This window comes from Bradyrhizobium sp. 157, from assembly GCF_023073815.1.
Lineage (GTDB): Bacteria > Pseudomonadota > Alphaproteobacteria > Rhizobiales > Xanthobacteraceae > Bradyrhizobium.
On record NZ_JADPKF010000033.1, the window covers coordinates 68,057 to 93,087 of the forward strand.

Annotated in this window: 27 protein-coding genes and 2 pseudogenes; 18 read left to right on the forward strand and 11 right to left on the reverse strand. The window is 63.5% G+C overall.

Annotation, left to right across the window (positions count from 1 at the left end; translation table 11 throughout):
* Positions 1-193 precede the first annotated feature (193 nt).
* The 3 genes from IVA95_RS07515 to IVA95_RS07525 all read left to right on the forward strand — a co-directional run bounded on the left by IVA95_RS07515 (position 194) and on the right by IVA95_RS07525 (position 2,438).
* Entirely contained in the window at positions 194-847 is a 654-nt protein-coding gene (locus IVA95_RS07515) for a glutathione S-transferase family protein (RefSeq protein WP_247509927.1), read from the forward strand.
* Positions 848-1,031: 184 nt separating this feature from the next.
* On the forward strand, positions 1,032-1,205 hold the full coding sequence (locus IVA95_RS07520; RefSeq protein WP_213248221.1) for a hypothetical protein: 174 nt from the start codon (positions 1,032-1,034) through the stop codon (positions 1,203-1,205).
* A 72-nt stretch (positions 1,206-1,277) separates the two neighbouring features.
* Positions 1,278-2,438, forward strand: coding sequence for a PQQ-dependent sugar dehydrogenase (locus IVA95_RS07525; RefSeq protein ID WP_247509928.1), 1,161 nt, complete (start codon positions 1,278-1,280; stop codon positions 2,436-2,438).
* Positions 2,439-2,462: 24 nt separating this feature from the next.
* Here the strand turns inward: IVA95_RS07525 and IVA95_RS07530 are convergent, their stop codons facing one another.
* Positions 2,463-2,813 carry a DMT family protein gene (locus IVA95_RS07530; RefSeq protein WP_247509929.1) on the reverse strand — a complete coding sequence of 117 codons (351 nt, stop codon included), beginning with the start codon at positions 2,811-2,813 and terminating at the stop codon, positions 2,463-2,465.
* A 200-nt stretch (positions 2,814-3,013) separates the two neighbouring features.
* On the opposite strand from IVA95_RS07530, the gene IVA95_RS07535 reads away from it, so the two are divergent.
* The 3 genes from IVA95_RS07535 to IVA95_RS07545 all read left to right on the forward strand — a co-directional run bounded on the left by IVA95_RS07535 (position 3,014) and on the right by IVA95_RS07545 (position 5,766).
* A complete protein-coding gene (locus tag IVA95_RS07535; RefSeq protein WP_247509930.1) occupies positions 3,014-3,826 on the forward strand; it encodes a PAS-domain containing protein in 813 nt (270 codons plus the stop codon).
* 273 nt (positions 3,827-4,099) lie between these two features.
* Entirely contained in the window at positions 4,100-4,561 is a 462-nt protein-coding gene (locus IVA95_RS07540) for a GNAT family N-acetyltransferase (RefSeq protein ID WP_247509931.1), read from the forward strand.
* Between the two features lie 266 nt (positions 4,562-4,827).
* Positions 4,828-5,766 (forward strand): aldo/keto reductase, encoded by a 939-nt coding sequence (locus IVA95_RS07545; RefSeq protein ID WP_247509932.1) that lies wholly within the window; start codon positions 4,828-4,830, stop codon positions 5,764-5,766.
* Positions 5,767-5,935: 169 nt separating this feature from the next.
* Here IVA95_RS07545 and IVA95_RS07550 read toward each other — a convergent pair whose 3' ends face one another.
* The 3 genes from IVA95_RS07550 to IVA95_RS07560 form a co-directional block, all read right to left on the reverse strand.
* Positions 5,936-6,280: an endonuclease domain-containing protein gene (locus tag IVA95_RS07550; protein ID WP_247509933.1), complete on the reverse strand. Its 345-nt coding sequence runs from the start codon at positions 6,278-6,280 to the stop codon at positions 5,936-5,938.
* 66 nt (positions 6,281-6,346) lie between these two features.
* A complete protein-coding gene (locus IVA95_RS07555) occupies positions 6,347-7,591 on the reverse strand; it encodes a DUF1501 domain-containing protein (RefSeq protein ID WP_247509934.1) in 1,245 nt (414 codons plus the stop codon).
* Positions 7,588-9,144 (reverse strand): DUF1800 family protein, encoded by a 1,557-nt coding sequence (locus tag IVA95_RS07560; protein ID WP_247509935.1) that lies wholly within the window; start codon positions 9,142-9,144, stop codon positions 7,588-7,590. The genes IVA95_RS07555 and IVA95_RS07560 overlap by 4 nt, the downstream gene beginning before the upstream one ends.
* Before the next feature lie 98 nt (positions 9,145-9,242).
* On the opposite strand from IVA95_RS07560, the gene IVA95_RS07565 reads away from it, so the two are divergent.
* Both IVA95_RS07565 and IVA95_RS07570 read left to right on the forward strand, forming a co-directional pair.
* On the forward strand, positions 9,243-9,446 hold the full coding sequence (locus IVA95_RS07565) for a cysteine-rich CWC family protein (RefSeq protein WP_247509936.1): 204 nt from the start codon (positions 9,243-9,245) through the stop codon (positions 9,444-9,446).
* Positions 9,443-10,129: an HAD family phosphatase gene (locus IVA95_RS07570; protein WP_247509937.1), complete on the forward strand. Its 687-nt coding sequence runs from the start codon at positions 9,443-9,445 to the stop codon at positions 10,127-10,129. The genes IVA95_RS07565 and IVA95_RS07570 overlap by 4 nt, the downstream gene beginning before the upstream one ends.
* A 168-nt stretch (positions 10,130-10,297) precedes the next feature.
* On the opposite strand, the gene IVA95_RS07575 is transcribed toward IVA95_RS07570, so the two are convergent.
* Positions 10,298-10,906 (reverse strand): TetR/AcrR family transcriptional regulator, encoded by a 609-nt coding sequence (locus IVA95_RS07575; protein ID WP_247509938.1) that lies wholly within the window; start codon positions 10,904-10,906, stop codon positions 10,298-10,300.
* Positions 10,907-10,996: 90 nt separating this feature from the next.
* Between IVA95_RS07575 and IVA95_RS07580 the strand changes: the two genes are divergently transcribed.
* A complete protein-coding gene (locus tag IVA95_RS07580; RefSeq protein ID WP_247509939.1) occupies positions 10,997-11,788 on the forward strand; it encodes a crotonase/enoyl-CoA hydratase family protein in 792 nt (263 codons plus the stop codon).
* On the opposite strand, the gene IVA95_RS07585 is transcribed toward IVA95_RS07580, so the two are convergent.
* A complete protein-coding gene (locus IVA95_RS07585; protein WP_247510057.1) occupies positions 11,773-12,006 on the reverse strand; it encodes a hypothetical protein in 234 nt (77 codons plus the stop codon). The two genes, IVA95_RS07580 and IVA95_RS07585, sit on opposite strands and share 16 nt — an antisense overlap.
* 164 nt (positions 12,007-12,170) lie before the next feature.
* Positions 12,171-12,338 (reverse strand): annotated as a pseudogene (locus IVA95_RS07590) (glutathione S-transferase family protein); the annotation flags it as partial.
* Positions 12,339-12,429: 91 nt separating this feature from the next.
* On the opposite strand from IVA95_RS07590, the gene IVA95_RS07595 reads away from it, so the two are divergent.
* Positions 12,430-12,609 (forward strand): hypothetical protein, encoded by a 180-nt coding sequence (locus IVA95_RS07595; RefSeq protein WP_213248203.1) that lies wholly within the window; start codon positions 12,430-12,432, stop codon positions 12,607-12,609.
* A 955-nt stretch (positions 12,610-13,564) separates the two neighbouring features.
* On the opposite strand, the gene IVA95_RS07600 is transcribed toward IVA95_RS07595, so the two are convergent.
* From IVA95_RS07600 to IVA95_RS07610, 3 genes are all read right to left on the reverse strand, one after another.
* Entirely contained in the window at positions 13,565-13,777 is a 213-nt protein-coding gene (locus tag IVA95_RS07600; RefSeq protein WP_346657987.1) for a type II toxin-antitoxin system VapB family antitoxin, read from the reverse strand.
* 160 nt (positions 13,778-13,937) lie between these two features.
* A complete protein-coding gene (locus tag IVA95_RS07605; protein WP_247509940.1) occupies positions 13,938-14,261 on the reverse strand; it encodes a YnfA family protein in 324 nt (107 codons plus the stop codon).
* Positions 14,262-14,322: 61 nt separating this feature from the next.
* Positions 14,323-15,045, reverse strand: coding sequence for a tetratricopeptide repeat protein (locus IVA95_RS07610; protein WP_247509941.1), 723 nt, complete (start codon positions 15,043-15,045; stop codon positions 14,323-14,325).
* Positions 15,046-15,155: 110 nt separating this feature from the next.
* Between IVA95_RS07610 and IVA95_RS07615 the strand changes: the two genes are divergently transcribed.
* On the forward strand, positions 15,156-15,626 hold the full coding sequence (locus IVA95_RS07615) for a helix-turn-helix domain-containing protein (RefSeq protein WP_247509942.1): 471 nt from the start codon (positions 15,156-15,158) through the stop codon (positions 15,624-15,626).
* A gap of 115 nt (positions 15,627-15,741) precedes the next feature.
* Here the strand turns inward: IVA95_RS07615 and IVA95_RS07620 are convergent, their stop codons facing one another.
* Complete coding sequence (locus IVA95_RS07620) at positions 15,742-16,683, reverse strand: ring-cleaving dioxygenase (RefSeq protein WP_247509943.1); 942 nt, start codon at positions 16,681-16,683, stop codon at positions 15,742-15,744.
* Between the two features lie 128 nt (positions 16,684-16,811).
* Here IVA95_RS07620 and IVA95_RS38985 point away from each other — a divergent pair.
* The 7 genes and pseudogenes from IVA95_RS38985 to IVA95_RS07650 all read left to right on the forward strand — a co-directional run.
* Positions 16,812-16,898, forward strand: a pseudogene (locus IVA95_RS38985) (enoyl-CoA hydratase); the annotation flags it as partial.
* A gap of 121 nt (positions 16,899-17,019) precedes the next feature.
* Complete coding sequence (locus tag IVA95_RS07625; RefSeq protein WP_247509944.1) at positions 17,020-18,681, forward strand: bifunctional metallophosphatase/5'-nucleotidase; 1,662 nt, start codon at positions 17,020-17,022, stop codon at positions 18,679-18,681.
* 496 nt (positions 18,682-19,177) lie between these two features.
* A complete protein-coding gene (locus tag IVA95_RS07630) occupies positions 19,178-20,104 on the forward strand; it encodes a histone deacetylase family protein (protein ID WP_247509945.1) in 927 nt (308 codons plus the stop codon).
* 130 nt (positions 20,105-20,234) lie between these two features.
* Positions 20,235-20,486, forward strand: a complete 252-nt coding sequence (locus IVA95_RS07635) for an exodeoxyribonuclease VII small subunit (protein ID WP_247509946.1) — start codon at positions 20,235-20,237, stop codon at positions 20,484-20,486.
* Between the two features lie 146 nt (positions 20,487-20,632).
* The gene (locus IVA95_RS07640) at positions 20,633-21,931 is read left to right on the forward strand and encodes a hypothetical protein (RefSeq protein WP_247509947.1); all 1,299 of its coding nucleotides are present in this window, start codon (positions 20,633-20,635) and stop codon (positions 21,929-21,931) included.
* Between the two features lie 327 nt (positions 21,932-22,258).
* On the forward strand, positions 22,259-24,205 hold the full coding sequence (gene dxs, locus IVA95_RS07645; RefSeq protein ID WP_247509948.1) for a 1-deoxy-D-xylulose-5-phosphate synthase: 1,947 nt from the start codon (positions 22,259-22,261) through the stop codon (positions 24,203-24,205).
* 260 nt (positions 24,206-24,465) lie between these two features.
* Positions 24,466-25,029, forward strand: a complete 564-nt coding sequence (locus IVA95_RS07650) for a nucleoside 2-deoxyribosyltransferase (protein ID WP_247509949.1) — start codon at positions 24,466-24,468, stop codon at positions 25,027-25,029.
* The last annotated feature ends 2 nt before the right edge of the window (positions 25,030-25,031 follow it).

The following is a 25,031-nucleotide window of genomic DNA, read 5'->3' on the forward strand; positions in this document are numbered from 1 at the left end:
TGCCTTGCCTTTCCTTGCGTCGTGGCATGGCATGCTGCGCGCGTGCAGTGCAGTAGAGGTTTTCGACTTTTTCCATTCCGCGGGTCTTGCGAGGCATTCGTATCGGCATCATTGTTTAGCCGCGTTGCGGCGCGAAGGCTTTCCGCAGTTCGCTCCCCGCGTGCGCCCCCCGACCCCTGTGAACCCAACGACGATGTACAAGCTCTATTCGATGCAGCGCTCCGGCAACAGCTACAAGGTCCGCCTTGCGCTGGCGCTGCTCAACGCGCCCTATGAGGCGATCGAGGTCGACATTCTCCGTGGCGAAAGCCGCACGCCGGAGTTTCTGGAGAAGAACCCCAGCGGACAGGTGCCGCTGTTGGAAGTCGCCGAAGGACGCTACCTCGCCGAGTCCAACGCCATTCTCTGGTATGTCTGCGGCGGCACGTCGCTGGCGCCGGAGTCGCGGGTCGAGCGCGCCGAAGCGCTGCAATGGATGTTCTTCGAACAGCACGCGCTGGAGCCCAATATCGGCGCCGCTTATTTCTGGCTGTCGCTGGTCAAGGGCGGCCGCGACCTGCAGACGCATGCGCTGGAAGACTGGATGGAGCGCGGCTATGCCGCGCTTCAGGTGATGGAAAACCATCTCAAGAACCGCGCCTATTTCGCGGCCGGACAACTCACGGTCGCCGACATCGCATTGTACGGCTACACCCACCTCGCCGACCGCTGCGACTACGACCTCGCGACCTTCCCCGCGATCCGCGCCTGGCTGCGGCGAGTCGAACAGACGCCTGGTTTCGTGACGATGGACTGGCGGCCGGAGGCCGAGGTCGACGACCACACCGGCATCGCCGCCGGCGTATAGCCGCCCTCGACCCTTCTCACTTTCGCGCGAGTATCCCGCCAAAAGTTAATAATAGCGGGCACAACGTTAACCTTTGCCGCGATTCCGCCATTTTCAACGTCCGGTCGCCGTAATGTTGCCGGTGATGATTGCAAAGTTTTCCTGAATCGCGGGTGATTCGTCCCGCGTTACAAGGATTTAGACCATGATGCGGTCACCCGGCGCGGTCGGCTTCGAGAGCAGCCGCGCGCCCGTCGCTTCTTCTCGATTGCTTGGTGCCATCGCAACCTCGCTCGCGCTCGGCACGCTATCGCTTTGCCTCATGGTCACCCTGACGGTGCTATCGATCAAGGCCACCGTCGCGATGCCCATTCCGTGACAGGTCCGGCCTTTTTGTTTGCATCATTGGACTAGCGAACGCGCGATGATCAGCATCGCGATGTGGACCAGAATGAAGACACCCGTCGGCCTTGTGACCGTCGCGTTGACGGTAGCGATCCTGCTCGCCGTCTCCTTCCTGATCGCCACCGGCACGCGCGGCGAAGAGTCGGCGTTCGACTCGTCGGCGGGCGAACTCGAGGTTCGGACCATTGCGAGAGGCCTCGTCAATCCGTGGGCGCTGGCATTCCTGCCCGATGGAACGATGCTGGTGACCGAGCGTCCCGGCCGCATGCGCCTCGTCAGCGCGGAGGGCCAGGTCTCGCCGCCGCTCAAGGGCGTGCCTGACGTGTGGGCCTCAGGCCAGGGCGGCCTGCACGATGTCGTCACCGACAAATCCTTTGCGCAGAACCGCACCATCTATTTCTGTTACGCCGAACGGGCCGCGGGTGGCGGCCGCACCACGGCCGCGCGCGCGAAACTGAGCGACGACAATGGCCGGCTCGACGAGCTCAAGATCATCTTCCGCCAGCAGGGACCGCTGTCGTCAGGCAATCACTATGGCTGCCGCATCGCGCAGGCCGATGACGGCAATCTGTTCGTGGCGCTCGGCGATCACTTCACCCATCGCGACCAGGCGCAGAATCTCGGCAACCATCTCGGCAAGGTAGTCCGGATCGCGCCCGATGGTTCGGTGCCATCAGGCAACCCGTTCGCCGGCCGCGCCGATGCCAAGCCGGAAATCTGGAGTTACGGGCACCGCAACGTGCAGGCGCTCGCGATCAATCCGGCGAGCGGCGAGCCTTGGGAAATCGAGCACGGACCGCGCGGCGGCGACGAGGTCAATATCGTCGGCAAGGGCAAGAATTACGGCTGGCCGGTGATCGGCTACGGCGTCGATTACTCCGGCGCGAAAATCCACGCGAGCACGACCAAGGACGGCATGGAGCAGCCGCTTAAATACTGGGTGCCGTCGATCGCGCCGTCAGGCATGGCCTTCTACACCGGAAAGCTGTTTCCGAAATGGAACGGCAGCCTGTTTACCGGGGCGCTGCGCAGCGCACTGCTGGTGCGGCTGACGCTAAACGGCAACGCCGTGACGTCGGAGGAGCGCCTGCTGCAGAACCTGCACGAGCGGATCAGAGACGTCCGTCAGGGGCCAGACGGTGCGCTATGGCTGCTCACAGATAGTTCGAACGGACGGGTCTTGCGGGTGGCGCCGGCCTCGAAGTAACGATACCTCTGAACAAAAACACGCTCACCATTTGTGAAAGATCAAAAACGCGCCGATCGCGATGAAGAGAAAGCCGAGCGCGTGATTCCATCCCAGCGGCTCCTTCAGATAAAGCACCGAGAAGCAGGCGAACACGACCAGCGTGATCACCTCCTGCATGGTCTTGAGTTGCGCTGCGGAATACACCGCGCTGCCCCAGCGGTTGGCCGGGACCGCCAGCCAGTATTCGACGAAAGCGATTCCCCAGCTCGCCAGCACGACCACCGGCAATGCGCTTTCCTTGAATTTCAGATGGCCGTACCAGGCAAAGGTCATGAAGATGTTGGACGCAAACAGCATCAGGACCGGAAGTAACGTGGGCGAAACAGTGGGCATCGATGTCCTCTTGCAAAATGGCGTGCACCAATCATCGGGTGCGGTACGGCGTTCCTTAACTCGATATCATTTGATTTCAAAAGTGCGAAAGTCCTACGCATGCGGGCAACGCTCTCTTAGGACTGGCGGCAGAAAGGCGTGCACAATCGCAACAATCAGGCATGCTCGCGGCTTATTCCCGGCAATTGGCGAGAACGGGCATGCAGTTAGACTGGCGCGCAATCTCCGGTCCGGCTCTAACGACAGCGACGGCGATGATCGCCTTCCTTGTCGATCGGCATTTCGTTCCCGTTCCCAATCCCGGCCCGCTATTCGTCTGCATCGTCGCGTTCGCCGCTTCGATCAGCGGCATCACCTCCGGCATGATCAGCGCCGTGATTGCGGTGGCATCTTCGGCGATGTTCTTCCTCAACCACCGCGCTACCCCGGGTTACGACATGTCGGACCTGCCGCGCATGCTGCTGCTGGCGGCAACCGCGGGCGGCACCGCGCTGATCACCGGCCTGTTGCGGAAGAAATGGGTCGATGCGTTCGCGTGGGAAAGGAAGCATCATGCCACCGCCGAACGGCTGTCGGCCGCGCTCGACCAGGTCGATATCGGCATCGTGCTGCTCGATTCCGACACCCGCGCCGAATTCATCAACCGCGCCTTCCGCGATTATTTTAAGCTGTCCGACGCGCAGGCCGACAGCAAGCCGCCCTTCATTGCGCTGATGTATCACGGCCGCGACACCGGCGCCTGGCAACTGCCCGAGGACGAGTTGAGCGCCTTCATCGCCAAACGCACCGAGATGATCCGAACCGGCGATTCCACGCCGATCAACCTTGAGCTCGCCGATGGACAGGTGCTGCGCTTCACCTGCACGGCACTTCCCGACGGCGGACGCATGCTGAGCTACACGCCGGTCACCGATCTCGTTCGCCACACCGACGATCCCGGCAGCGCGGAGTATTATCGCGCGCTGCGCGGCAGCCATCGCAGCCTCGCGAGGCACCTCGGCGCCGCGGAATAGCGAAGCGAGCGCGACGACGAGCGGTCCTCTTCAACCTCGCCCCGCCTGCGGGAAAGGTCGGATTGCGAAGCAATCCGGGTGAGGGGGTACAGGTCTCACCACGATCACGACTCGCGGAAGCAGCCCCTCACCCCAACCCTCTCCTCGTGAAGAACGGGGAGAGGGAGTCGAGCGCCTACCGCGAAGTTGATCCCATGCGGCTGCGCCTGTAGTAAGAGGCCTCTCCAGTGCGCGTTCGCGACGCTGTTTTCTCCACCAACACGGAATCGCTTAATGCCCGGCGACCTCACTATCCGCTTCGTCACCCGCCAGGACTACGCGCAATGGCTTCCGCTATGGGACGGCTACAACGCCTTCTATGGCCGCACGGGCGCGACCGCGTTGGCGCCCGAGATCACGGCGATGACTTGGACGCGCTTCTTCGATGCCTATGAACCGGTGCATGCGCTGGTGGCCGAGAGCGGCGGCGAACTGCTCGGGCTGACGCATTATCTGTTTCACCGCTCTACGACCATGATCGAGCCGAACTGCTATCTGCAGGACCTCTTCACCTGCGTCGCAGCGCGCCGCAAGGGCGTTGGCCGTGCGCTCATCGATGCCGTATACGAGCAGGCCAGGCGCGCAGGATGTTCCCGCGTCTATTGGCAAACGCACGAGACCAACCACACCGCAATGCAGCTCTACGACAAGGTGGCGGACCGCTCCGGCTTCGTCGTGTACCGGAAGATGCTCTGAGGCACGGCTTTCGGCCGACCTGTGGATAAGTTCTGCCGTCACGCCAGCGTAACAAAGCGCAGGTAGCCTGCCCCTGCGTCTGATCAGGCCCCCCCCGTCTCAGATCACGCGCCCCAGCGGTCCCCGTCAGTCGCCGCGTCTGACCGGGGCCGCATCTTTTTTGTGCCGCATAGCTGCCAAGCGCGGGCGCTGGTCCGCTTTTCTTGCGGGTCGCAGCCGTGCGCGCCACAATGCGCCCTCGTCCGCCCTTCCCACAGGATCGATCCATGCAAATTCGCAACCTCGGCGGCTCCGGCCTGCGTGTGTCCGCCGTCGGCCTCGGCTGCAACAACTTTGGCCAGCGCACCGATCTGGAGACCTCGCGCAAGGTCATCCACAAGGCGATCGACCTCGGCATCACCCTGTTCGACACCGCCGACATCTATGCAGGCATGGGTGGCTCCGAGACCGTGCTCGGCACCGTGCTCGGCGACCGGCGCAAGGACATCGTGCTGGCGACGAAATACGCGAAACCGATGGCGACCGACGGCACCAAGCAGGGCGCCTCGCGCCGCTACATCATGTCCGCGGTCGAGGCCAGCCTGAAACGGCTGAAGACCGACTACATCGATCTCTACCAACAGCATGAGTACGATCCCCTGACGCCGATGGAAGAAACGCTGCGCGCGCTCGACGACCTCGTGCGCCAAGGCAAGGTCCGCTACATCGGCAATTCGAACTTCCCGGCCTGGCGCATTGCGGAGGCGGAAATGCTGGCGCGGCAGATGAACGTCAACCGCTTCGTCTCCTGCCAGGATGAATACAGCCTCGTGGTGCGCGGCATCGAAAAGGATTTGCTGCCGGCCGCAACGGAATACAAGCTCGGCCTTTTGCCGTTCTTCCCGCTGGCGAGCGGCCTTCTCACCGGCAAATACAAGCGCGGCACTGATGCCCCCGCCGAGACCCGATTCGCCAAGGCGCCGGCGCTGAAAGACCGCTACGTCACGGCGCGCAACGAGGACATCGTCGAAAAGCTCCAGGCGTTCGCGCTGGAGCGCGGCCACACCATGCTGGAGCTTGCGTTCTCCTGGCTGGCGGCCCGTCCGCAGGTTTCGAGCGTCATTGCCGGCGCCACCCGCGTCGAACAGGTCGAGCAGAACGTGAAAGCGATCGGCTGGACGCTGAGCGCGGAGGAACTCGCAGAGGTGGATCAGATTACGAAGTAGCGTTAGTGGTGCTCTCTCCGCTCCCTCTCCCCTTCCTTCACGGGAGAGGGTTGGGGTGAGGGGCTGCTTCCGCGAGCTGTAGATGACGTAAGACCTGTACCCCCTCACCCGGATTGCTTCGCAATCCGACCTCTCCCCGCAAGCGGGGCGAGGTTAGAGGCAGCGAACTCTATTTCAAGAGCTCGGCCTGGATCACCGTCAGAACGCCCTCGGCATTGCCGAGCACATCGTTGTTCCAGAAGCGAAGCACGCGATAACCTTCTTCTGCCAAGCGCCGATCACGAATTGCGTCGGCGGCTGATTCATTGTGCTGGCCACCATCCACTTCGATGATCAGCCGTCGTTCGCGGCAAACGAAATCGCACATGTAGCCACTGATCGGCACTTGCCGTGCGAACTTGTGCCCGTCGATCTGACGATTACGGATGCGATTCCACAGGACTGTTTCCGCATCCGTTTGATTAACCCGCAATCGTCTCGCGATTCGGATGGACTTTTCATTGCGGCCACGCATTGCCCTGCCCCTCACCCGGATCGCAAGGGCGATCCGACCTCTCCCCGCAGAAGGGCGGGGAGAGGTTTAAACCACCAGCCCCTGCATCGGCTTCACGGCGCTGCTGTCCGGAAACACATTCTCCGCCAACACCTTCTCCGCCAGCCCGAACTGATCCTGCAGCACGCCTTTCATTACCGCGCGCAGATCGGTACTCGGCGCGAGGTCGCGGCCCTGATAGAGGCTCGCCGGCTTCAGCCCCGGCCAGTCCGCGATCACGCGCCCGCCGTTCACCGCACCGCCGGCGAGCAGCGCGACCGTGCCGGTGCCGTGATCCGTGCCTTGCGTGCCGTTGATGCGCGCGGTGCGGCCGAACTCGGTGGCGACCACGATCACCGTATCGCGCCAGCGGGGTCCCAGCACAGTTTCGAATTCGGCGAGTGCGCCGTCGAGTCCGCCGAGCAGTTGCGCCAGCCGGCCGACCGGGCCACCTTCATTGGCATGCGTGTCCCAGCCGTCGAAGGCGAGCGCGCCGATCCGCGGGCCGTCGTCGGCCGCCATCAGCCGGGCCGCGCCGCGCGCCGCCAGCCGCATCGCCGCTACGCCGCCAGCGCCCGGTCTTGGCTTTATGTCATCGCCCTGCGCGGCTCTGTCGAGCGCAAGGCCCTGCTTCAGGGCCGAGCCCAGCGCAGCATCGCGGTGCTGATAGATCTCGAGCAGCCGCATCGCGGTGTCCTCGCTGGCTTGCGGCAGCGCGAATGGCGCCCAGCCGACGGTCGGCGCCGCGCCGCGCAGCACCAGCGGCGTGATCGGGCCGACCGCAAGCCCACTCGTCACCCGCTCGCCCTTCGGCAAGCCTTCCAGCGCGCGGTTGAGCCAGCCGGATTGCACCCGGCCCGGGCCGGCAAAGCCGCTTTCGAGCACGTCCTGCCCGTCGAAATGCGAACGGTCGCGATAGGGCGTCGCCACCGCATGGATCACCGCGGCATTCTTCTCGCGATACATCCGCGAAAACTCCGGCATCGCCGGATGCAGTGAAAAGAAATTGTCGAGCGGCAGCGCCGCGTTCGGACCGCTCGACGACAACGCGATCGCGCCGTGCAGGCCGGCATAATCAGGGTCGCCAATCGGCGCAACCGTCGCGAGCCCGTCCAGCGCGCCGCGCAGGATCACGAGCACCAGCCGCGGATCGCGGCCGTCGGCCGCGTGTGCGAATTTCGGCAGATAGGCCCACGCCGCAAAGGAGGCGCCGCCGAGCAACACGGCGCGGCGCGACGTCGGCAACGATCGGGCTTCCTCGCAGCAACCCATTGTCGTTTCCATGGCCGTCATCTCCTCTGGAATTCCGGCGACATCAACAACAGCGCCAGCGCCTGCTGCCGCGATTCCGCGCGCTCGATGGCCCGCCGCGTCTCCACCGACGCGATGTCGGCGGCAGCCAGTTCGAGCAGGTCGCGGGGATCGACGCCCTCGGCGAGTCTTGATGCAATCTGGGTGGAAATATCGAGGCGCAGTTTCATGCCCTCCGGCGCCAGCCATGCGGCGTTAGTGTCGGGAAAACCGTTCGGCCCGGCCGGCGACCACAATGGCTGGCCGAGCGCCGTCAGGCCGGCGAGATAGAGATTGGGATTACTCGGAATCTGCGCCAGCAGGCGGCCGGCCGCGACGAGAAATTCGTAAGGCGAGCGGATCTTGGTGAGCGGCGCCCGCCAGGCCTCGTCGGAATCGACCAGCGCCAACGCCAGCGCCTTTAGATCGCCGTCGGTTCTCGCGAAGACATCGGCGAGCCGCGCCACCAATGCCCGCGGCGGATCGTCCGATACGAAGTGGCGCGCGAATTTTCCCGCGATGAACTTTGCCGTCGAGGGATGACGCGCGATATCAGCCAGCACCGCCTCGCCCTGCGCCACGCCGTCGGCATCGTAGACCTTGCCCATCACCCGTTGCGCGCCCGGCTGGTGCGCATTGGCATTGAACACGAAGCTGCCGGGTGCGCCGAGCTGGCCCAACCTTCCGGCAAAGGTCCAGCCCGTGATGATGTTCGCCAGCGACGTCACGTCATCCTGCGAATAGCCGCCACCGACGCCGAGTGTATGCAACTCAAGTATCTCGCGGGCGAGATTTTCGTTCAGTCCTCGGTTGCGGTTTTTGCCGGCGCGCGAATCCGGGCCCAGCGATTGCTGGTTATCGAGGAAGAACAGCATCGCCGGATGCTGCTCGACCGCCTTCAGCATGTCGGCGAAGCGTCCGAGCACGTGCGGCCGGATCGCCTCGCGCTCGAACGAGCCGGCCCACATCCGCGCCAGCCCGCCCTTGCTGGCGGAAATGCAGAAATGATTCGACCAGAACACGACAAGCCGCTCGGCGAATCCGCCATCGGTGATGACGGCTCGCTGCAGCCGCGCCAGCGCCTCGGCACGAAAGGTTTTCTGGATGATGTTGAGCGGTTGTGGCGGCGGCTTTGGCGCATTGGGCTGCATCGCTTCCGCCGGTGCCATCGCGGCGGGATTCTCCGCAGGCTTGGCCTGTGGCTCCCTGGGCGCCATCTCCATGGCAATGCCGTTGAGTGACAGGTTTCGCCGCTGGCCCTTGACTTCGGGCCGCGGCGATGCGCCTTCGCCTGCAGCCGGCGGCGCGGCCGATTTGGCGGCGGCCTCGCGAGCCTGCTGGAGTTCGAACTGATAGTCGAACACCGCTTTGCCGAGCGCGGGCGTCGACTGCAGCCCCGGCACTTCGAGCAGCACGCGATTGGGACGGCCGAGTTCCGCCTTGACGAAACCGCGCGGATCGGATGCGGCGTTGAGAACATCGCCGGATGCCCCGCCGCGCGCGCCGAAGCCGAAGCGATTGAGCGCAACGATGGCGGCTTGCGAATCGCGGGCCATCGGATTTCCCTTGGAATTTCCCAGGCGTATAGTGGCGAAGTATAACGCGCTTCGGCGTGAACCCGGGATTAATTCCGCGTCAGGATTCAGCCTTGTTGATGACAGATCGTTTGGAAAATGCGCCCTCGCGCCGCCTCGCCTGCGCCGGCTGCGGCAACGAATTTGGCTGCAACCTGTCTGGCCCCTGCTGGTGCACCGACGAGACGTTCCGCCTGCCGATGCCGGTGGACGGCAGCGATTGCCTCTGCCCGGACTGCCTGCGCAAACTCGCTAGCCAGCGCGCCGGCGCGGGTGCGGCGTGACCGGGAAATGGAACGTCGGCGCCGTCCTGCTCGACATGGATGGCACGCTGCTCGATACGGAGCGGGTCTATTTCGACAGCCTGGTCGCAGCACTCACCGCACACGGCTACACCGACGACGCCGGAACGCTGTGCCAGGCGATGGTCGGCCTGCCCGGCCCGGATTGCGAGGCCATGCTGCTCACGCGCTACGGGGATGGCTTTCCGCTTGCGGAGGTCAGCCGTGCCTTCGTCAGCAACCGCAATGAAATTCTCGGCGCAGGCCTGCCGCTGAAGAGCGGCGCGATCGAACTCCTGGATGCGCTGCAGGCGGCCGAATGTCCGATGGCGATCGTCACCTCCTCATCGCTGCGCACGGCGGATGCGCATCTAAAGCTCGCAGGAATCCGCGGTCGTTTCGCAACGCTGCTGACCCGCGACGACGTCGCCCGCGGTAAGCCAAGCCCCGATCTCTATCTGCTCGCGGCATCGCGATTCGGCCTGAAGCCGGAAGCTTGCGTGGCGGTCGAGGATTCCAACCACGGTGTGACCGCTGCGCATGCCGCAGGCGCCATTACCATCATGGTGCCCGACATGGTGACGCCGACGGAAGAATCGCGCGCACGATGCGCGGCTGTGGTGCCGGATTTAAATGCGGTGCTGGCGATGCTGTACGAGCGTGGCGCCTTAACGCGAAACCGCTAGCAACCGCCATTGCGAGCCAAGCGACTTGTCCGCCGAAGCCTTGGCAAAGGCGGAAGCAACCCATAGCGGCACAAGCGGAGGCATGTATTGCTTCGTCGGGGAGCCTGTCATCGGGCGCGTATTCGCGCGACCCGTTGGCTCCTCGCAATGACGGAGTGAGCCAGCGCACTACCTTCCCCGCCTCGTCGCTGGCCTCCCGCGCGCCGGCAGCGCCGCCTCGACCAACGCATGCGCCGCCTCACCGGCGGTTTCCATATATGACGGGTCGCGATGCAACAGCACGACGGCGAACGAGCCGTCGAGCAGCAGCAGGATTTGCCGCGAGAGCCGCACGGAATCGGCGATGCCCTCCTCCGCAAAGGTCGCGCGCAACCATTCCTCGAACTTCTTCTTGTGCGCCGCGCCGATCTTGATCGCGGGATGGCCGGGCAGGTTGGCAAGCTCGGCCGAGGTGCGAAGGAATCCGCATCCCTTCCACTTCGGGTGCCGCGCCGATCGCGCCAGATTGCGAAAGATCGCTTCGACCTTGGCAGGCAGGCCGCCCTGGGCTTCCGAAAACCATTTTCGGAACAGGGCGAGATTGGGCTGGTCGCGGCCAGCGAGATACGCCGCCACCAGATCGTCCTTGCTCCTGAAATGATAGTAAAGCGTGCGCTTGGTGACGCCGGCCTTCTCGGCCACGGCATCGACGCTGACGCCCCGGATGCCGTCATTGTAGAACAGCGCGTTCGCCGCCGAGATGATGCGGTCGCGCGTCGGGACTTCGGATCGTGCCATGCCTGTCTATGTATACTAACCAGTGAATATACACAACGTAGTCGAGCTTCTAGGGTACCGGGCCGGTGAACGACCTGGCGGAGGCTTTCGATGTCCGATCCCATCCTGTTCGAAATCAACGACAACATCGCCCTGATCACGCTGAACCGCCCGGGCAAGCTCAACGCACTGAACTACGCATTGATCGAGCATCTGATGGCGGTGCTGGATACGATCGAGACGGATGACGGCATGCGCGCCGTAATCCTGACCGGCGCGGGTGAACGCGCCTTTTCCGCCGGCGCCGATATCCACGAGTTCTCAGGCAGTGTTCGCCAGGGTCGCGATACAGCCATTCGTGACTTCGTCCGGCGCGGACAGGCCATGACTGCGCGGCTCGAAGCTTTCAGGAAACCGGTGATCGCCGCGGTCAACGGGCTGGCGTTCGGCGGCGGCTGCGAGATCACGGAAGCCGTGCATCTCGCCATCGCCAGCGAGCGCGCGCGTTTCGCCAAGCCGGAAATCGCCCTCGGCATGCCGCCGACCTTCGGCGGAACGCAGCGGCTGCCGCGGCTTGCCGGGCGCAAGCGCGCGCTCGAACTGTTGCTGACGGGCGATCCTTTCCCGCCGCAGCGGGCGCTGGAGATCGGCCTCGTCAACATGGTCGTGCCGCATGATGAATTGCTGCCCGCGGCACGCCAACTCGCAAACCGCATCATCCGGCATTCGCCCCGCGCGATCGGCAGCATCATCACCGCGGTCACCCGCGGACTGAACATGGCCATTGCCGAAGGGCTGCAAGTCGAGAGCGAGCAGTTCGCCGCGCTGGTGCCGAGCCACGATCTCCGCGAAGGCATCAACGCGTGGCTCGAACGCCAGCCCCCGCTCTACCGCGGTGGCTGACACCAGGCCAAGGATCCTGCTGCCGGCTCCTTTCCGGCCGGCAAGGCGGCGTCCTTGGTCGCGATCATCGTCCGGATGTCGTCGGCCAGTTCGCGGTAATGCAGGCCGAGGCGCAGGTATAGCTCGCGCTTCGCCCCATCCGCGGTCAACTTGCCGATCAATTCGCATTCGGCAGCGAGAGTTTCAAACCGCTCCAATCTGGCTTCAAGATCGGTCATGACGCGTCTCCCCTAACGGCCACCAAGCTTACGCCTTCATTTTACGTCACGGCTAACATCGTTATCGGGTAGAACTAATTTACAGCCTCGGCGATTGCGCGGAGAGGCGCACAATCATTGCTGCTTGTTTCGGCCAGCGAAGCCCGTACGCGCGGCAGCCGACGTCAGGCGTGATAGCTCGGCGATTTCCGCGCGATGCGGTCGAACGCGTCGAGCAGCCGCTCGCGCCAAGCATAGACCGGATCGTCTTCCGTCAGCAGCTTGAACGGGCTGACCACGCGCGCCCACTGGAACGCGCCGAGCTTGATGTAATCCGCATAGTTCGCCGCCGCCACAAGCGGAAGCATGGATTGCGCGGCCGCTCCCGCGGAACGATTTCGCGAAGGCCAGCGTTGTGTTTTTCCGTCGATAGTGGAGACCATGATGGCAAAGACCGCGCCTCCGATTCCCCCGGACAATCGGAGCCCCAAGGGTCCCGGCAGCGCGCCCCGCGTGCCCCTCGACACCACCAAGGGCCATCGCGACGACGAGAAGAACAACATCCGCGAACAGGCCGCGCACGGCAACCTGACGCAGAACACCAGCGGCCGGCGATCGGGGTAAGGGGTGGCGTAGCAGTCGCGCTTTTCCGATTCGAATGTCAAACAGCAGTGTAGGATGGGTGGGTGGAGCGACTTGTCCGCCGTAGCTCAACGAGCGAAGGCGGAAGCGATACCCATCAATCGTGATGGACGCGACACTCGATGGGTTTCGCGGAGTTTACCATCGGGCCGGCCGAAGGCGGGACACGTTGGCTCTACCCATCCTACAAGAAGACACGCCTCCGCACTCTCGCGGCGCGAAGCGCCCGAAGTCATGCGATCGGCAATGCCCTCGAAATCGAAGAGGGCGCAGGGAAGGCCGGGTGCCCAAAACACCCGCAGTCGTGCGCAAGAATGCACACGGCGGACCGCAGGTGCGCCGGAACACCCGGCCTTCCCTGCGCAATGGTTTTAACCGCGTATACCGCGCTCTCCTCGGAGCCGAATTCCTCTGGCCTCCGTCGCTGACGGATTGACGATCGATCGAGACACGGTTGTGTCAGATCAATCTCCGCCAGCTTGACACCAGCAACGGGTGCCAGGACCACACGGTTTTGCCGTACGCGTCAGCGCCGTACGTCTTGCGCGCCGTATTCGCTCACGGCCGAAACCGCCCTGCGAACACTTTCACGCGCCCGACGCTGCTGCGTCCACCGCATCCCACCCCGCGTCCGTGACGATCGCGATCCGCCCCTCGTGAGGGGTGAGACGGCGGAATTTCTAGTGCTGATTTGGGGTGGCCGAAAAGGAAATTGTTTTTGCGCGAGGGACTGGACGGGGCAAATCACGTTGAATTGGCTCTGGAAATTAGCGTTTGCGAGCACGTCCCCTGGTCGGAGTTCGAGCCGTTGAATCGAAGTGTCGAGGTTAATCAAGTGCGATGGTCTTGCGAACCGTGATGCCGCGCCTGCGCAAGGAACGGAAATTGCGGGCCGCGGCAGTGGCGATCGCGTGGCCGGCCATCGATACGACAACGGTCACCCGGCCGCTCGTTCTTTACGACTCCGTGCAGGGCTACTGCGCCATTGGTATTTGCCGAACGCCCCGTCGACCTCCTGCTGAACTCGCAACCTGATCATCAAGCGAAGCGCCTTTTCTACCGTCTGCTTCTTGCTTCGGTTTCCAGCAGCTTTCTGCGCCTTCGCCATCAACGCGTCATCTATCTTGATATTTGTACGCATGGGCTGCATTCCGTCTCCACCGCTGCAACAGGCGGCTATCTCGGTCCCGCACGGCGGATTGCGCTGACGCTAATCTGACTGCGTCAGAAAGTTTGGAAGCCCTCGCCGGACATCTCCGCGTTCGCGGCGGTGGTTGTTGTGCCCTCTCCCCTTGTGAGCACGCCAAGCTTCAGCCACGCGGGCCCAAAAGGATCACGGCTGCGCCGATCAAACAAATGGAAGCACCCGCGACGTCCCACCGGTCGGGGCGCACGCTTTCAATACCCCACAGCCAGAACAGCGAGGCGACGATGTAGATGCCGCCATAGGCGGCGTAGGCTCTGCCGGCTGCATTGGTCTCAACCAGCGTTAGCAAATAGGCGAACACAACAAGCGAAAGAACACCGGGAAGTAGCCACCAGATTGTCTTGCCAAGTCGCAGCCAAGCCCAGAACGCAAAGCAGCCTGCGATCTCCGCAACAGCAGCTCCGACATAGACAAATGCAGTGTTCATGCCTCGAGCGTGTCACAGCATCCGTTGCGGCTTCAAGGCAAAAGATCGAACCGCGGCGCGATCAGACCGTCAGCAGAGACACAAGCTGCTCTTCGATGAACGGCCAGAGCACTGCAGTGCTCATCAGCGCCGTCGCCGCCACCATCACGTAGAGCGTGGATGCCGCCGGCTTGCATCGCGTCCGGCGCGTTTGCCACGCGATCCAACCCCAGGCACCGATGACGGCGAGGACCGCCAGACCCGTGATCCATAGATGCATATTGGCGAACCACGCGAGGACGCCGCCGGTGCCCGCAAGCAAGGCCGCAGGCAGCGCCAAGGGAAGCACGCAACACGCGCCGCAAGCAACCGCTCCGGTCGCCAGCGTCACCGCCGTCAGTCCAGCGGCCTTCGTGCCGGGCTGTCGCTCCTCGCCCGACGCTACCGCATCCGATGAAGGCGCAGCACAGGCGCAAGCGGATTGCGAGGGTGCGCCAGCGACGAACTGCTCAAACAGCGTGTCGGCGGCATCTCGTGCGGTCTCGGGGGCCGTGATGGTGAGCCGGATTTCATTCGGCTCTTCCCGCAAATCGAAGCTGAGGAATGAGCAACAAGCTTGTTCATTGCGGACCAACTCGCGCACGCGGTCGCGCGCTTCCGGCGCATAGCGCAAGTCCAGAACCAGATCGCGGCGCTCATGGCTGCGCAGCGCATCGCGCGTCAATGCGCCGATCCACGCCATTCGGTCCTTGTACGCGCCGGGCGCAAGCGTGCAGGCGATGGGTGGGGATTCGGTCGTGGTCATGAATGTCTCTCCTAGAGGCTCCGCGCTCTTTTGACGCCAGCCTTGCCTGGAGGATAGGTCTTCAAGTAACTTGAGGTTCAAGAGCTAAAAATATCAGCAGAGTCAGGCCTATGCCGAACCTGAAAATTGGAGCCCTCGCCGAACGGACCGGCACCAACGCGCCGACGATCCGCTATTACGAGGAGATCGGGTTGCTCCGCTCGGCCGACCGTCAATCCGGTGGTCAGCGCGTGTATGGCGATGCCGATGTGAAGCGGCTGTCGTTCATTCGTCGCTGCCGTGAGTTTGGATTTTCGATTGACCAAGTGCGTGCGCTGGTCGCCCTGGTGCAAGACCCGCAGAGTTCCTGCATGCATGCGCGCGACCTTGCGCAAGAGCATCTTACCGCCGTGCGCGCCAAGTTGGCCGAGCTGAAGGCGCTGGAGCGCAGCCTCGCGGCATTCATCGCGAGTTGCGATACGTCCTGTGCAGGCGGCCCCGGGCCGGATTGCGTGATCCTCGATGATCTGTCGAAAGGCTGCGGCAGCGTGAACGCCGTTTCGAAAAGCGCCCGATCAAAACGGCCGTCGCGTTCCGGGTGAGTCAGCGTGCGAGCTTGACCCGCAAAGTTGAAGCTCCCGAGTAGCCCCTCCTAGAGGCACGAGACGCGAACTCCGAGTTCTTCTGACGCAGTAGTGCTAATCCTCCCTACCCACCCTACCCAATCGGCTTCAATCCCGCCTCGATCGCCGCGCGGCGCGGCTCCAGGAACGGCGGAAGCGCCAGTTTCTCGCCGAGCGCTTCCATCGGCTCGTCGGTCGCAAAGCCTGGTCCATCGGTGGCGATCTCGAACAGGATGCCGTTGGGCTCGCGGAAATAGATGCTGCGGAAATAGAAGCGGTCGATCTCGCCGCTGTTGGGTACGCGCAACTCGTTCAGCCGCTGCGTCCAGGCGTGGTACTGCGTCTCGTCGGGGGTACGGAACGCGACATGATGGACGCCACCGGCGCCCTGGCGGGCGATTGGCGAGGCCTTGTCTTCGAGCACATGCAGCTCCGCGGCGGGGCCGCCTTCGCCCATCTCGAAGACATGAATCTCGGCACCGTGGGCGGCATACTCGCGCACCCGGCGCATGTTCATGACTTCGGTCAGCACGAAGGCGATGCGCGACAGCTCCTGCACAGTCAGCACGATCGGACCGAGCCCGCGGATCTGGTGCTCGACCGGCACGGGGCTGCGCTGCCATGGCGAGGCCGGCCCCACACCGCCATCATCGATCAGCACCAGCCGCTGCCCCTCGCCGTCCTCGAACGGCAGCGTCAAGCGCCCGTCGACTTCGATGATATCGCCGGTCGCTGCGCCCGCCTGCTTGAGGCGATCCCGCCAGTAGCCGAGGCTCTTCTCGCCGGCGACGCGCAGGCCGGTGCGCGAGATCGAATTGGTTCCGCGCCGCTCGGGCGCGGCGGGAAAATCGAAGAAGGTGAGATCGGTGCCGGGATTGGCTTTGCCGTCGGCATAGAACAGGTGATAGGCGCTGACGTCGTCCTGGTTGACGGTCTTCTTCACCAGCCGCATGCCGAGCAGGCCGGTGTAAAACGCCAAATTCTCCCGCGGCTTCGCCGAGATCGCGGTCAGGTGATGAATTCCGCCTAGCTGCATTGCGTTGTCCTCGCAGTCACATCCCCGAAAAAATCGCCCGCGACAGTTGGGCCTTCTACCGGATCATGTAGGATGTGGCCGGATGATTGACCAGCGGCACTGTCTCCGCCTTCTCTATGGGCAAGTTCATGACCGGGCATCTCATAGTCACCGACGAAGACGCGACGCGCGTGATCACGTTGCGGCGGTCCGAAAGGGAGAACGCGATTACGCGAAGCTGAAGCGGTCGGGGTGCCCACCATCTTTCCACTTAGAGCAAGTTCGATTGTGTGTGGTGGGCACGCTACGCTTTGCCCCACCCTACAAAGTCCAGCCTTGATCCTGTATGTCCGTGCCATGAAAATTTTCCGGCCTATCCTTGTAGCATTCGCGGTCGTGCTGGCGTCTGCCACGTCTCACGCCCAGACCCCCGCCCCGGTGGACCTGCGCATTCTCGCGATCAATGATTTTCACGGCTATCTCCGCCCGCCGCCGGGCGGGATCACGATCAGCGATCCCGAGGACGGGACGAAGAAGATCACTGTCCCCGCCGGCGGCGCCGAGCACATGGCGACGCTGGTGAGCCAGCTTCGCGACGGGCACAAGAACTCGATCTTTGTTGCGGCCGGCGACCTGATCGGCGCCAGCCCGTTTTTATCGGCGATGTTCCATGACGAGCCGACGATCGAAGCGCTGTCGATGATGGGGCTGGCGCTTTCTTCCGTCGGCAACCACGAATTCGACGAGGGCAAGGACGAACTCCTGCGCATGCAGAATGGCGGCTGCCATCCGGTCGACAAATGCCAGGGGCCGCACCCGTTTCTGGGCGCGAAATTCCGCTATCTCGCCGCCAGCACGATCGAGAAGAGCAGCGGCAAGACGGTGTTTCCTCCATACGAAATTCGCGCGTTCGACGGCATTCCGGTCGCTTTCATCGGCCTGACCTTGAGGGGCACGCCGGGTCTCGTTTCACCTGTCGGCGTTGCCGACCTGGAATTCCGTGACGAGGCTGCTACGGTGAACGCGCTGATCCCGGAACTGAAGGCGCGCGGCGCCGAGGCGATCGTCGTCCTGATCCACGAAGGCGGATTGCCGACCGGCGATTACAACGAATGCGCCGGCATTTCGGGGCCGATCGTCGATATCGTCAAAAAATTCGACAAGGCGGTCGATCTCGTGGTCTCCGGCCATACCCATCGCGCCTATGTCTGCGAGATCGACGGACGGCTCGTTACCTCCGGCGACAAATACGGCACACTCGTCACAGCGATCGATCTCAAGCTCGATCCCGGCACGCGCGACGTCATCAGCGCCAAGGCCGACAACACCATCGTCCGCACAGCAACGCTGGCGAAGGACGCCCAGCAGACCGCGCTGATCGAATCCTATGACAGGCTTGCCGCGCCGATCGCCAACCGCCCGGCGGGCTCGGTGAACGCAACGCTGTCGCGCGTGCCGAATGCCGCCGGCGAAAGCCCGCTCGGCGACATCATCGCAGATGCGCAACTCGCCGCGACCAGCAGCGAGACGAAAGGCGGAGCGGTCATCGCCTTCACCAATCCCGGCGGCGTGCGCGCCGACGTGACGCGCAAGGAAGATGGCGCGGTGACCTATGGCGACCTGTTCGCCAGCCAGCCGTTCCGCAATCAACTGGTGACGCTGACGCTGACGGGCAAGCAGATCAAGGACATGCTGGAGCAGCAATGGCTCGATCCGAAGCGGCCGCGGATCCTGCAGGTGTCGAAGGGATTTGCCTATGCGTGGGACGCGACGCGGCCTGAGGGTGAGCACGTGCTGGCGGAGCGGATGTCGCTGAACGGGCAACCGGTCGATCCGGCCGCGAGCTATCGCGTCACCGTCAACAATTTCCTTTTCGTCGGCGGCGACGGCTTCACCGTGCTCACGCAGGGAACCGCGCCGCAGGTCGGCGTCTATGACGTCGACGCGCTGCACGCCTATTTCAAGGCCAATAGCCCGGTCAGCCCGACCGCAGTGGATCGCATTATCAGGATCAACTAGGGCATGATGGTTTTTGGCTAGATCGGTTTGGCCGCAGACGCGCTTCACCTCTCCCGCTTGCGGGGGTCGAGACGAGCGAAGCTCGCTCTTAGGTCGGCGCGAAGCGCCGGGTGGGGGCTCTCTCCACTCGGGCAGTGTCGCCCGCGGAGACACCCCCACCCCAACCCTCCCCCGCATGCGGGAGAGGGAGCGCACCTTCTGCGTGGTCGCAACCAAACCCAATTTCATCATGCTCTAGCAGCGATGCGCTGGGCAACGTTCCCCGGATGCCGCGCAGCACGAAGTGGTGCGCTGCTGATCCGGGGTCAAAACATTGCCACGTGGGACCCGGCTCTGCGGTGCATCGTGAAGAGACGCTGCATCGCGTCCGGGACACGGAAACTGGCAGAAAAGCCATCATCGTCTTGCGAAATGCCGCGGGCCTTTCCGACCGGCCCCTAACCGCCTAGATTAGCCGCTCCTTACCGGCGCGTTCCTTATACGCCAGGATTTTTGCATGACGCTCCTTCTGACCCATACCGCTTGTCTCGACCATGTCACGCCGCCGGGACACCCCGAGCGCCCCGATCGGCTACGCGCGGTCGCCGAGGTGCTAGCGGATGAGCGCTTCAAGCCGCTCACGCGCGGCGAAGCGCCGGAAGGCAGTCTCGATTCGGTCACGCTTTGCCATGGCGAACATTATATCGGCGAGCTCCGCCACATCGCCCCTCAGAGCGGGATGATCTATATCGACAGCGATACCTCGATGTCGCCGGGCACCTGGGAAGCGGTGATGCGCGGCGTCGGCGGCGCCGTGGCTGCGACGGATGCGGTGATGTCCGGAACCCACCAGAACGCCTTCGTGGCGGTACGCCCGCCCGGCCATCATGCCGAGGTCTCGAAGCCGATGGGCTTCTGCTTCTTCGACAATGTCGCCATCGCCGCACGTCACGCCCAGCGCAACTACGGCATTGGCCGCGCCGCGATCGTCGATTTCGACGTCCATCACGGCAACGGCACGCAGGACATTTTCTGGCACGATCCGACCGTGATGTATTGCTCGACGCACCAGATGCCGCTGTTTCCAGGCACTGGCGCCAGCGGCGAGCGCGGCGAGCATGACACCATCGTCAATGCGCCGCTGGCTTCCGAGGACGGCAGCGCAAAATTCCGCGCCGCGTTCGAAAACCTGATCCTGCCGCAATTGCAGAAGTTCTCGCCGGAACTGATCATCATCTCAGCCGGCTTCGACGCGCACTACCGCGACCCACTCGCCTCGATCAACCTGAAGGCGGACGATTTCGGCTGGGTAACCCGCAAGCTGATGGATGTGGCTGAGAGCACCGCCGGCGGGCGGGTTGTCTCGGTGCTGGAGGGCGGCTACGACCTGCAGGGGCTGAAAGAGTCGGTCGCGGCGCATGTCACGGCGCTGATGGGCACGTAAATCCCCGCCTCAATAGGCCCTCAAAAGCCTTTGTTTCGACGCGTTTTCTTCACGCGAACCGGTACCCACTCCGCCTGAAAACGCTATAGTTTGATTCCGCGCCTGAATGGCGCGCATTCGGGAACTAGATATGGCCGAAAACACCCAGGTAGACGTCACAAAACTCTCCTTCGAGCGGGCGATCGAGGAGCTTGAATCGATCGTGAAACGGCTCGAGGACGGCAAGGTGCCGCTGGAGGAATCGGTCGCGATCTACGAACGTGGCGAGGCGCTGAAGCGCCGCTGCGAAGAATTGCTGCGGCAGGCGGAGGCCCGCGTCGACAAGATCACGACCGATGCGAACGGCCGGGTCACGGGGACCGAGCCGCTCGACGTGCAGTAAACCCGCCGTCTGGTCTTCGGGGGTTCGCGAACAACCGGGAATATTGGGCGAATTCCGCACTCCCGGCCGTGGCAGGCGGGCCAGCCGAATTAGTTCTTTGCCCCCGGCACAGCCTGATATAGTCCGCCGACACTTGGGGACACTACGTGCGCGTCCAGCACCGCCATATCATCTATATTCAGGGTTACGATCCGCGCGGGCTGGCGCAATATTACCGCATGTTCCGGACCGAGCTGCGCAAGTTCGGCCGGCTTTATCAGCTCCAAACCACCATCAGCCGGCCAAAGGTGGCATCCGACGACGAGATCGCGTCCTGGACCATCGACACCAAGGCTGAGGACTGGCAGACACGCACGTCCTACGATTTCCTCCGGTTCGAGGATTTCATCCAGCAAGACCTGGCGTCGCCAATCTGGCGCACGGTGTTCAGAGCGGTCTGGATCTACTGGCGTCTCGTCTTCGCCGGCACCATCGCCCGCTTCGGCAAGGCGAACTGGCGCTTTGCCACGTTCATTACCTATCCGCACCTGATTCTGCTGCTCGAAGCCATCGGTGCTGCAGCCATCGCTTTCGTATTCGAGAAAGGCCTGAACGCGATCGGCATTCCCGACGCATTCAGCATCGCGGCCGCCGCCGCCATCTTTGTGGCGCTGCTCGGGGCCGTGCTGAAATACACCGAGAACGCCACTTACGTGCTCTATCTCCTGTGCGACACGATCTGGACCTGGGAGTTCTCGCACCGCGAGCGCCCCGAATGGGACCAGCGCATCGACCGTTTTGCGCAGCACCTCGTCAATGTCGCCAAGAGCACCGACGCCGACGAGATCGTCATCGTCGGCCATAGTTCCGGATCGTTCCTGTCGACGGAAATGCTGGCACGCGCACTGAAGCTCGATCCCGCGCTCGGCCGTCACGGGCCGCGGATCGTGCTGCTGACGATCGGCGGCAATTTCCCGATCGTCGGCTATCACGCCGCATCCGAGGAGTTTCGCGAGCATCTGCGGATGCTGGCGATCGAGCCGTCGATCGACTGGATCGACTGTCAGGCCCGCAAGGACGTGATGAATTTCTACCAGTTCGATCCGATTGCCAGCCACGGCATCGACGTCGGGTCCGCCAGGCGCAACCCGAAGATCGTGCCGGTTCGCTTCCGCGACATCATCCGGCCCGAGCACTACAAGAAATTCCGCTGGCAGTTCTTCCGCGTGCATTTCCAGTTCGTGATGGCCAATGAGCTGCCCAACGCCTACGACTTCTTCATGATCGTCTGCGGGCCGGTCCCGCTCAGCGCGCGGATCGCCGCCCCCGACGCCGCGCTTGATGTGGCCACCGGCGATTCCGGAGCGCGCGATCGGGCCTGGAAGAGGATCGAAGCAGCCAGCGCCGCAGCCACACGTGCCGCCGATTTGAGCAAATTGGAACCGTCCGTCCGCCGCAGCGGTTGAAGGATCGAGGTTTTTTGCCTCAGCACCCCGGAACCGAATCGGCCCTCCGGGTTGGCTTTGACGGCGGCTTTAGTGTAAAGCTTGCGGTTCTATGGGTTGGGGAGAGCCGCCCGCGGCGGGTTTCGGCCGGCTGCAAGCACCTCAAATATCAAAAGAAACTGAACCGGGAAGGGTTAGAAGCGACTAAGTGATGCATATCACATGGTTCAAACCAGAGTGCATCTAGGCTTTCAAATCAGGTACCGGCCTGCCGGACTGGCAGGTGGGCCCGGATTTTCGCGGCGCGGTTAACGCGCTTCCCGTCTCGCGTCGGGCCTTTATCCCGACATGCAAAATTGGAATATCGCTGTGACCACATTTAGTAAAACGCCGCTTCTCGATACCATCCGCACGCCCGAGGATCTTCGCAAGCTCAAGATCGAGCAGGTGCGGCAGGTCGCGGACGAGCTCCGCCAGGAAACCATCGACGCTGTCTCGGTGACCGGTGGCCACTTCGGCGCCGGCCTCGGCGTCGTCGAACTGACCACCGCGATCCACTACATCTTCGATACGCCGCGCGACCGCCTGATCTGGGACGTCGGCCACCAGGCCTACCCGCACAAGATCCTGACCGGCCGCCGCGATCGCATCCGTACGCTGCGCACCGGCGGCGGCCTCTCCGGCTTCACCAAGCGCACCGAGAGCGACTACGACCCGTTCGGCGCCGCGCACTCCTCGACCTCGATCTCCGCCGGCCTCGGCATGGCGGTCGCACGCGACCTCTCCGGCGGCAAGAACAACGTTATCGCCGTGATCGGTGACGGCGCGATGTCAGCCGGCATGGCCTATGAGGCCATGAACAATGCGGGCGCAATGAACTCGCGCCTGATCGTCATCCTTAATGACAACGACATGTCGATTGCGCCGCCGGTCGGCGCGATGAGCGCGTATCTGTCCCGCCTCTACTCCGGCAAGACCTACCGCACGCTGCGCGATGCGGCCAAACAGATCAACAAGCGCCTGCCGAAAATCCTCGCCAACCGCGCCAACCGCGTCGAGGAATATTCCCGCGGCTTCATGATGGACGGCGGCACGCTGTTCGAGGAACTCGGCTTCTATTACGTCGGCCCGATCGACGGCCATAACCTCGACCATCTGCTCCCGGTCCTCAAGAACGTCCGCGACATGGAAACCGGCCCGATCCTGGTTCACGTCGTGACGCAAAAGGGCAAGGGCTACGCCCCCGCGGAAGCTTCCGCCGACAAGTATCACGCCGTGGTCAAGTTCGACGTGGCGACCGGCGCCCAAGCCAAAGCCAAGCCGAACGCGCCGGCCTACCAGAACGTGTTCGGCCAGAGCCTGGTCAAGGAAGCCGAGAAAGACGACAAGATCGTCGCCATCACCGCCGCGATGCCGTCGGGCACCGGCGTCGACATCTTCAACAAGTCATTCCCGGAGCGCACCTTCGACGTCGGCATTGCCGAGCAGCATGCGGTGACGTTTGCGGCGGGGCTTGCCACCGAAGGCTACAAGCCGTTCTGCGCGATCTACTCGACCTTCCTGCAGCGCGGCTACGACCAGGTGGTCCATGACGTTGCGATCCAGAGCCTGCCGGTCCGCTTCGCGATCGATCGCGCCGGCCTGGTCGGCGCCGACGGCGCCACCCATGCCGGTTCGTTCGACAACGCATATCTGGGCTGCCTGCCGAACTTCGTCATCATGGCGGCCTCCGACGAGGCCGAGCTGGTGCACATGGTCGCCACGCAAGTCGCGATCAACGACCGCCCGAGCGCGGTGCGCTATCCGCGCGGCGAAGGCCGCGGGGTCGAAATGCCCGAATTCGGCGTTCCCCTCGAAATCGGCAAGGGCCGCATCGTCCGCCAGGGCAACAAGATCGCCCTGCTCTCGTTCGGCACCCGTCTCGCCGAATGTGAAAAGGCGGCCGACGAACTCGCCGCCCACGGCCTTTCCACCACCATCGCGGATGCGCGCTTCATGAAGCCGCTCGACGTCGATCTGGTGCTGAAGCTGGCGCGCGATCACGAGGTGCTGCTCACCATCGAGGAAGGCTCGATCGGCGGCTTCGGCTCGCACGTCATGCAGACCTTGGCCGAACATGGCATGCTCGACGGCGGTTTGCGGATGCGCGCGATGATCCTGCCCGACGAGTTCATCGACCACGATACGCCGAACGCGATGTACGCCCATGCCGGCCTCGACGCCAAGGGCATCGTTGCCAAGGTGTTCGATGCGCTCGGCAAGGACTACAAGACCGAGACCGTCAAGCTTGCCTGAGGGCAGGCGCTGTTGGTGTAATCGGTCTTACCGCCGCCTCGTTCCACCTCTCCCGCTTGCGGGGTCGATGCGAGCGAAGCTCGCTCTTAGGTCGGATCGCATCGAAAGATGCGATCCGGGTGGGGAAGCTCCATCCACACGAACAGTGTGACTCGCGGCGGCACCCCACCCCAGCCCTCCCCCGCACGCGGGAGAGGGAGCCCCGTCCCGCCGCGGTTAGCTGTTCGACTGCTCTCATTGCTTCCGGCGCCGGTAATCCCATGAAGATCTATCTGGCAGGTCCCGATGTGTTCCTGCCTGATGCAATCGAGATCGGGCGCCGCAAGGCCGCGATCTGCGCCCATTATGGGCTGACCGGCCTCTATCCGCTCGACAACGCGGTTAACCTTGCCGCCGCCGACGCCTCGCTTTCGATCTTCAAGGGCAATGAAGCGATGATGGATGCGGCGGACGCGATCATTGCCAATCTTACGCCGTTTCGCGGCCCCAGTGCCGACGCCGGAACCGTCTATGAACTCGGCTACATGGCCGGCCGCGGCAAGCTCTGCCTGGCCTACAGCAACGATCCCGCAGCCTATCTTGAGCGCGTAAAGCGGAACTACCACGTGACCAAATCCGCCACCGGCCAACTGATCGACGGCGACGGGCTGACGGTGGAAGATTTCGGCCTGCCCGACAATCTCATGATGATCCACGCGCTCGATCTGCATGGTGCTAGACTGGTGACGCCGCGGCAGCGGCCGCAAGATATCTGGCACGATCTCACCTCATTCGAGGTCTGCGTCGCTCTGGCGGCGGATCGCGCCACCGGCAAATCGGACTGAAC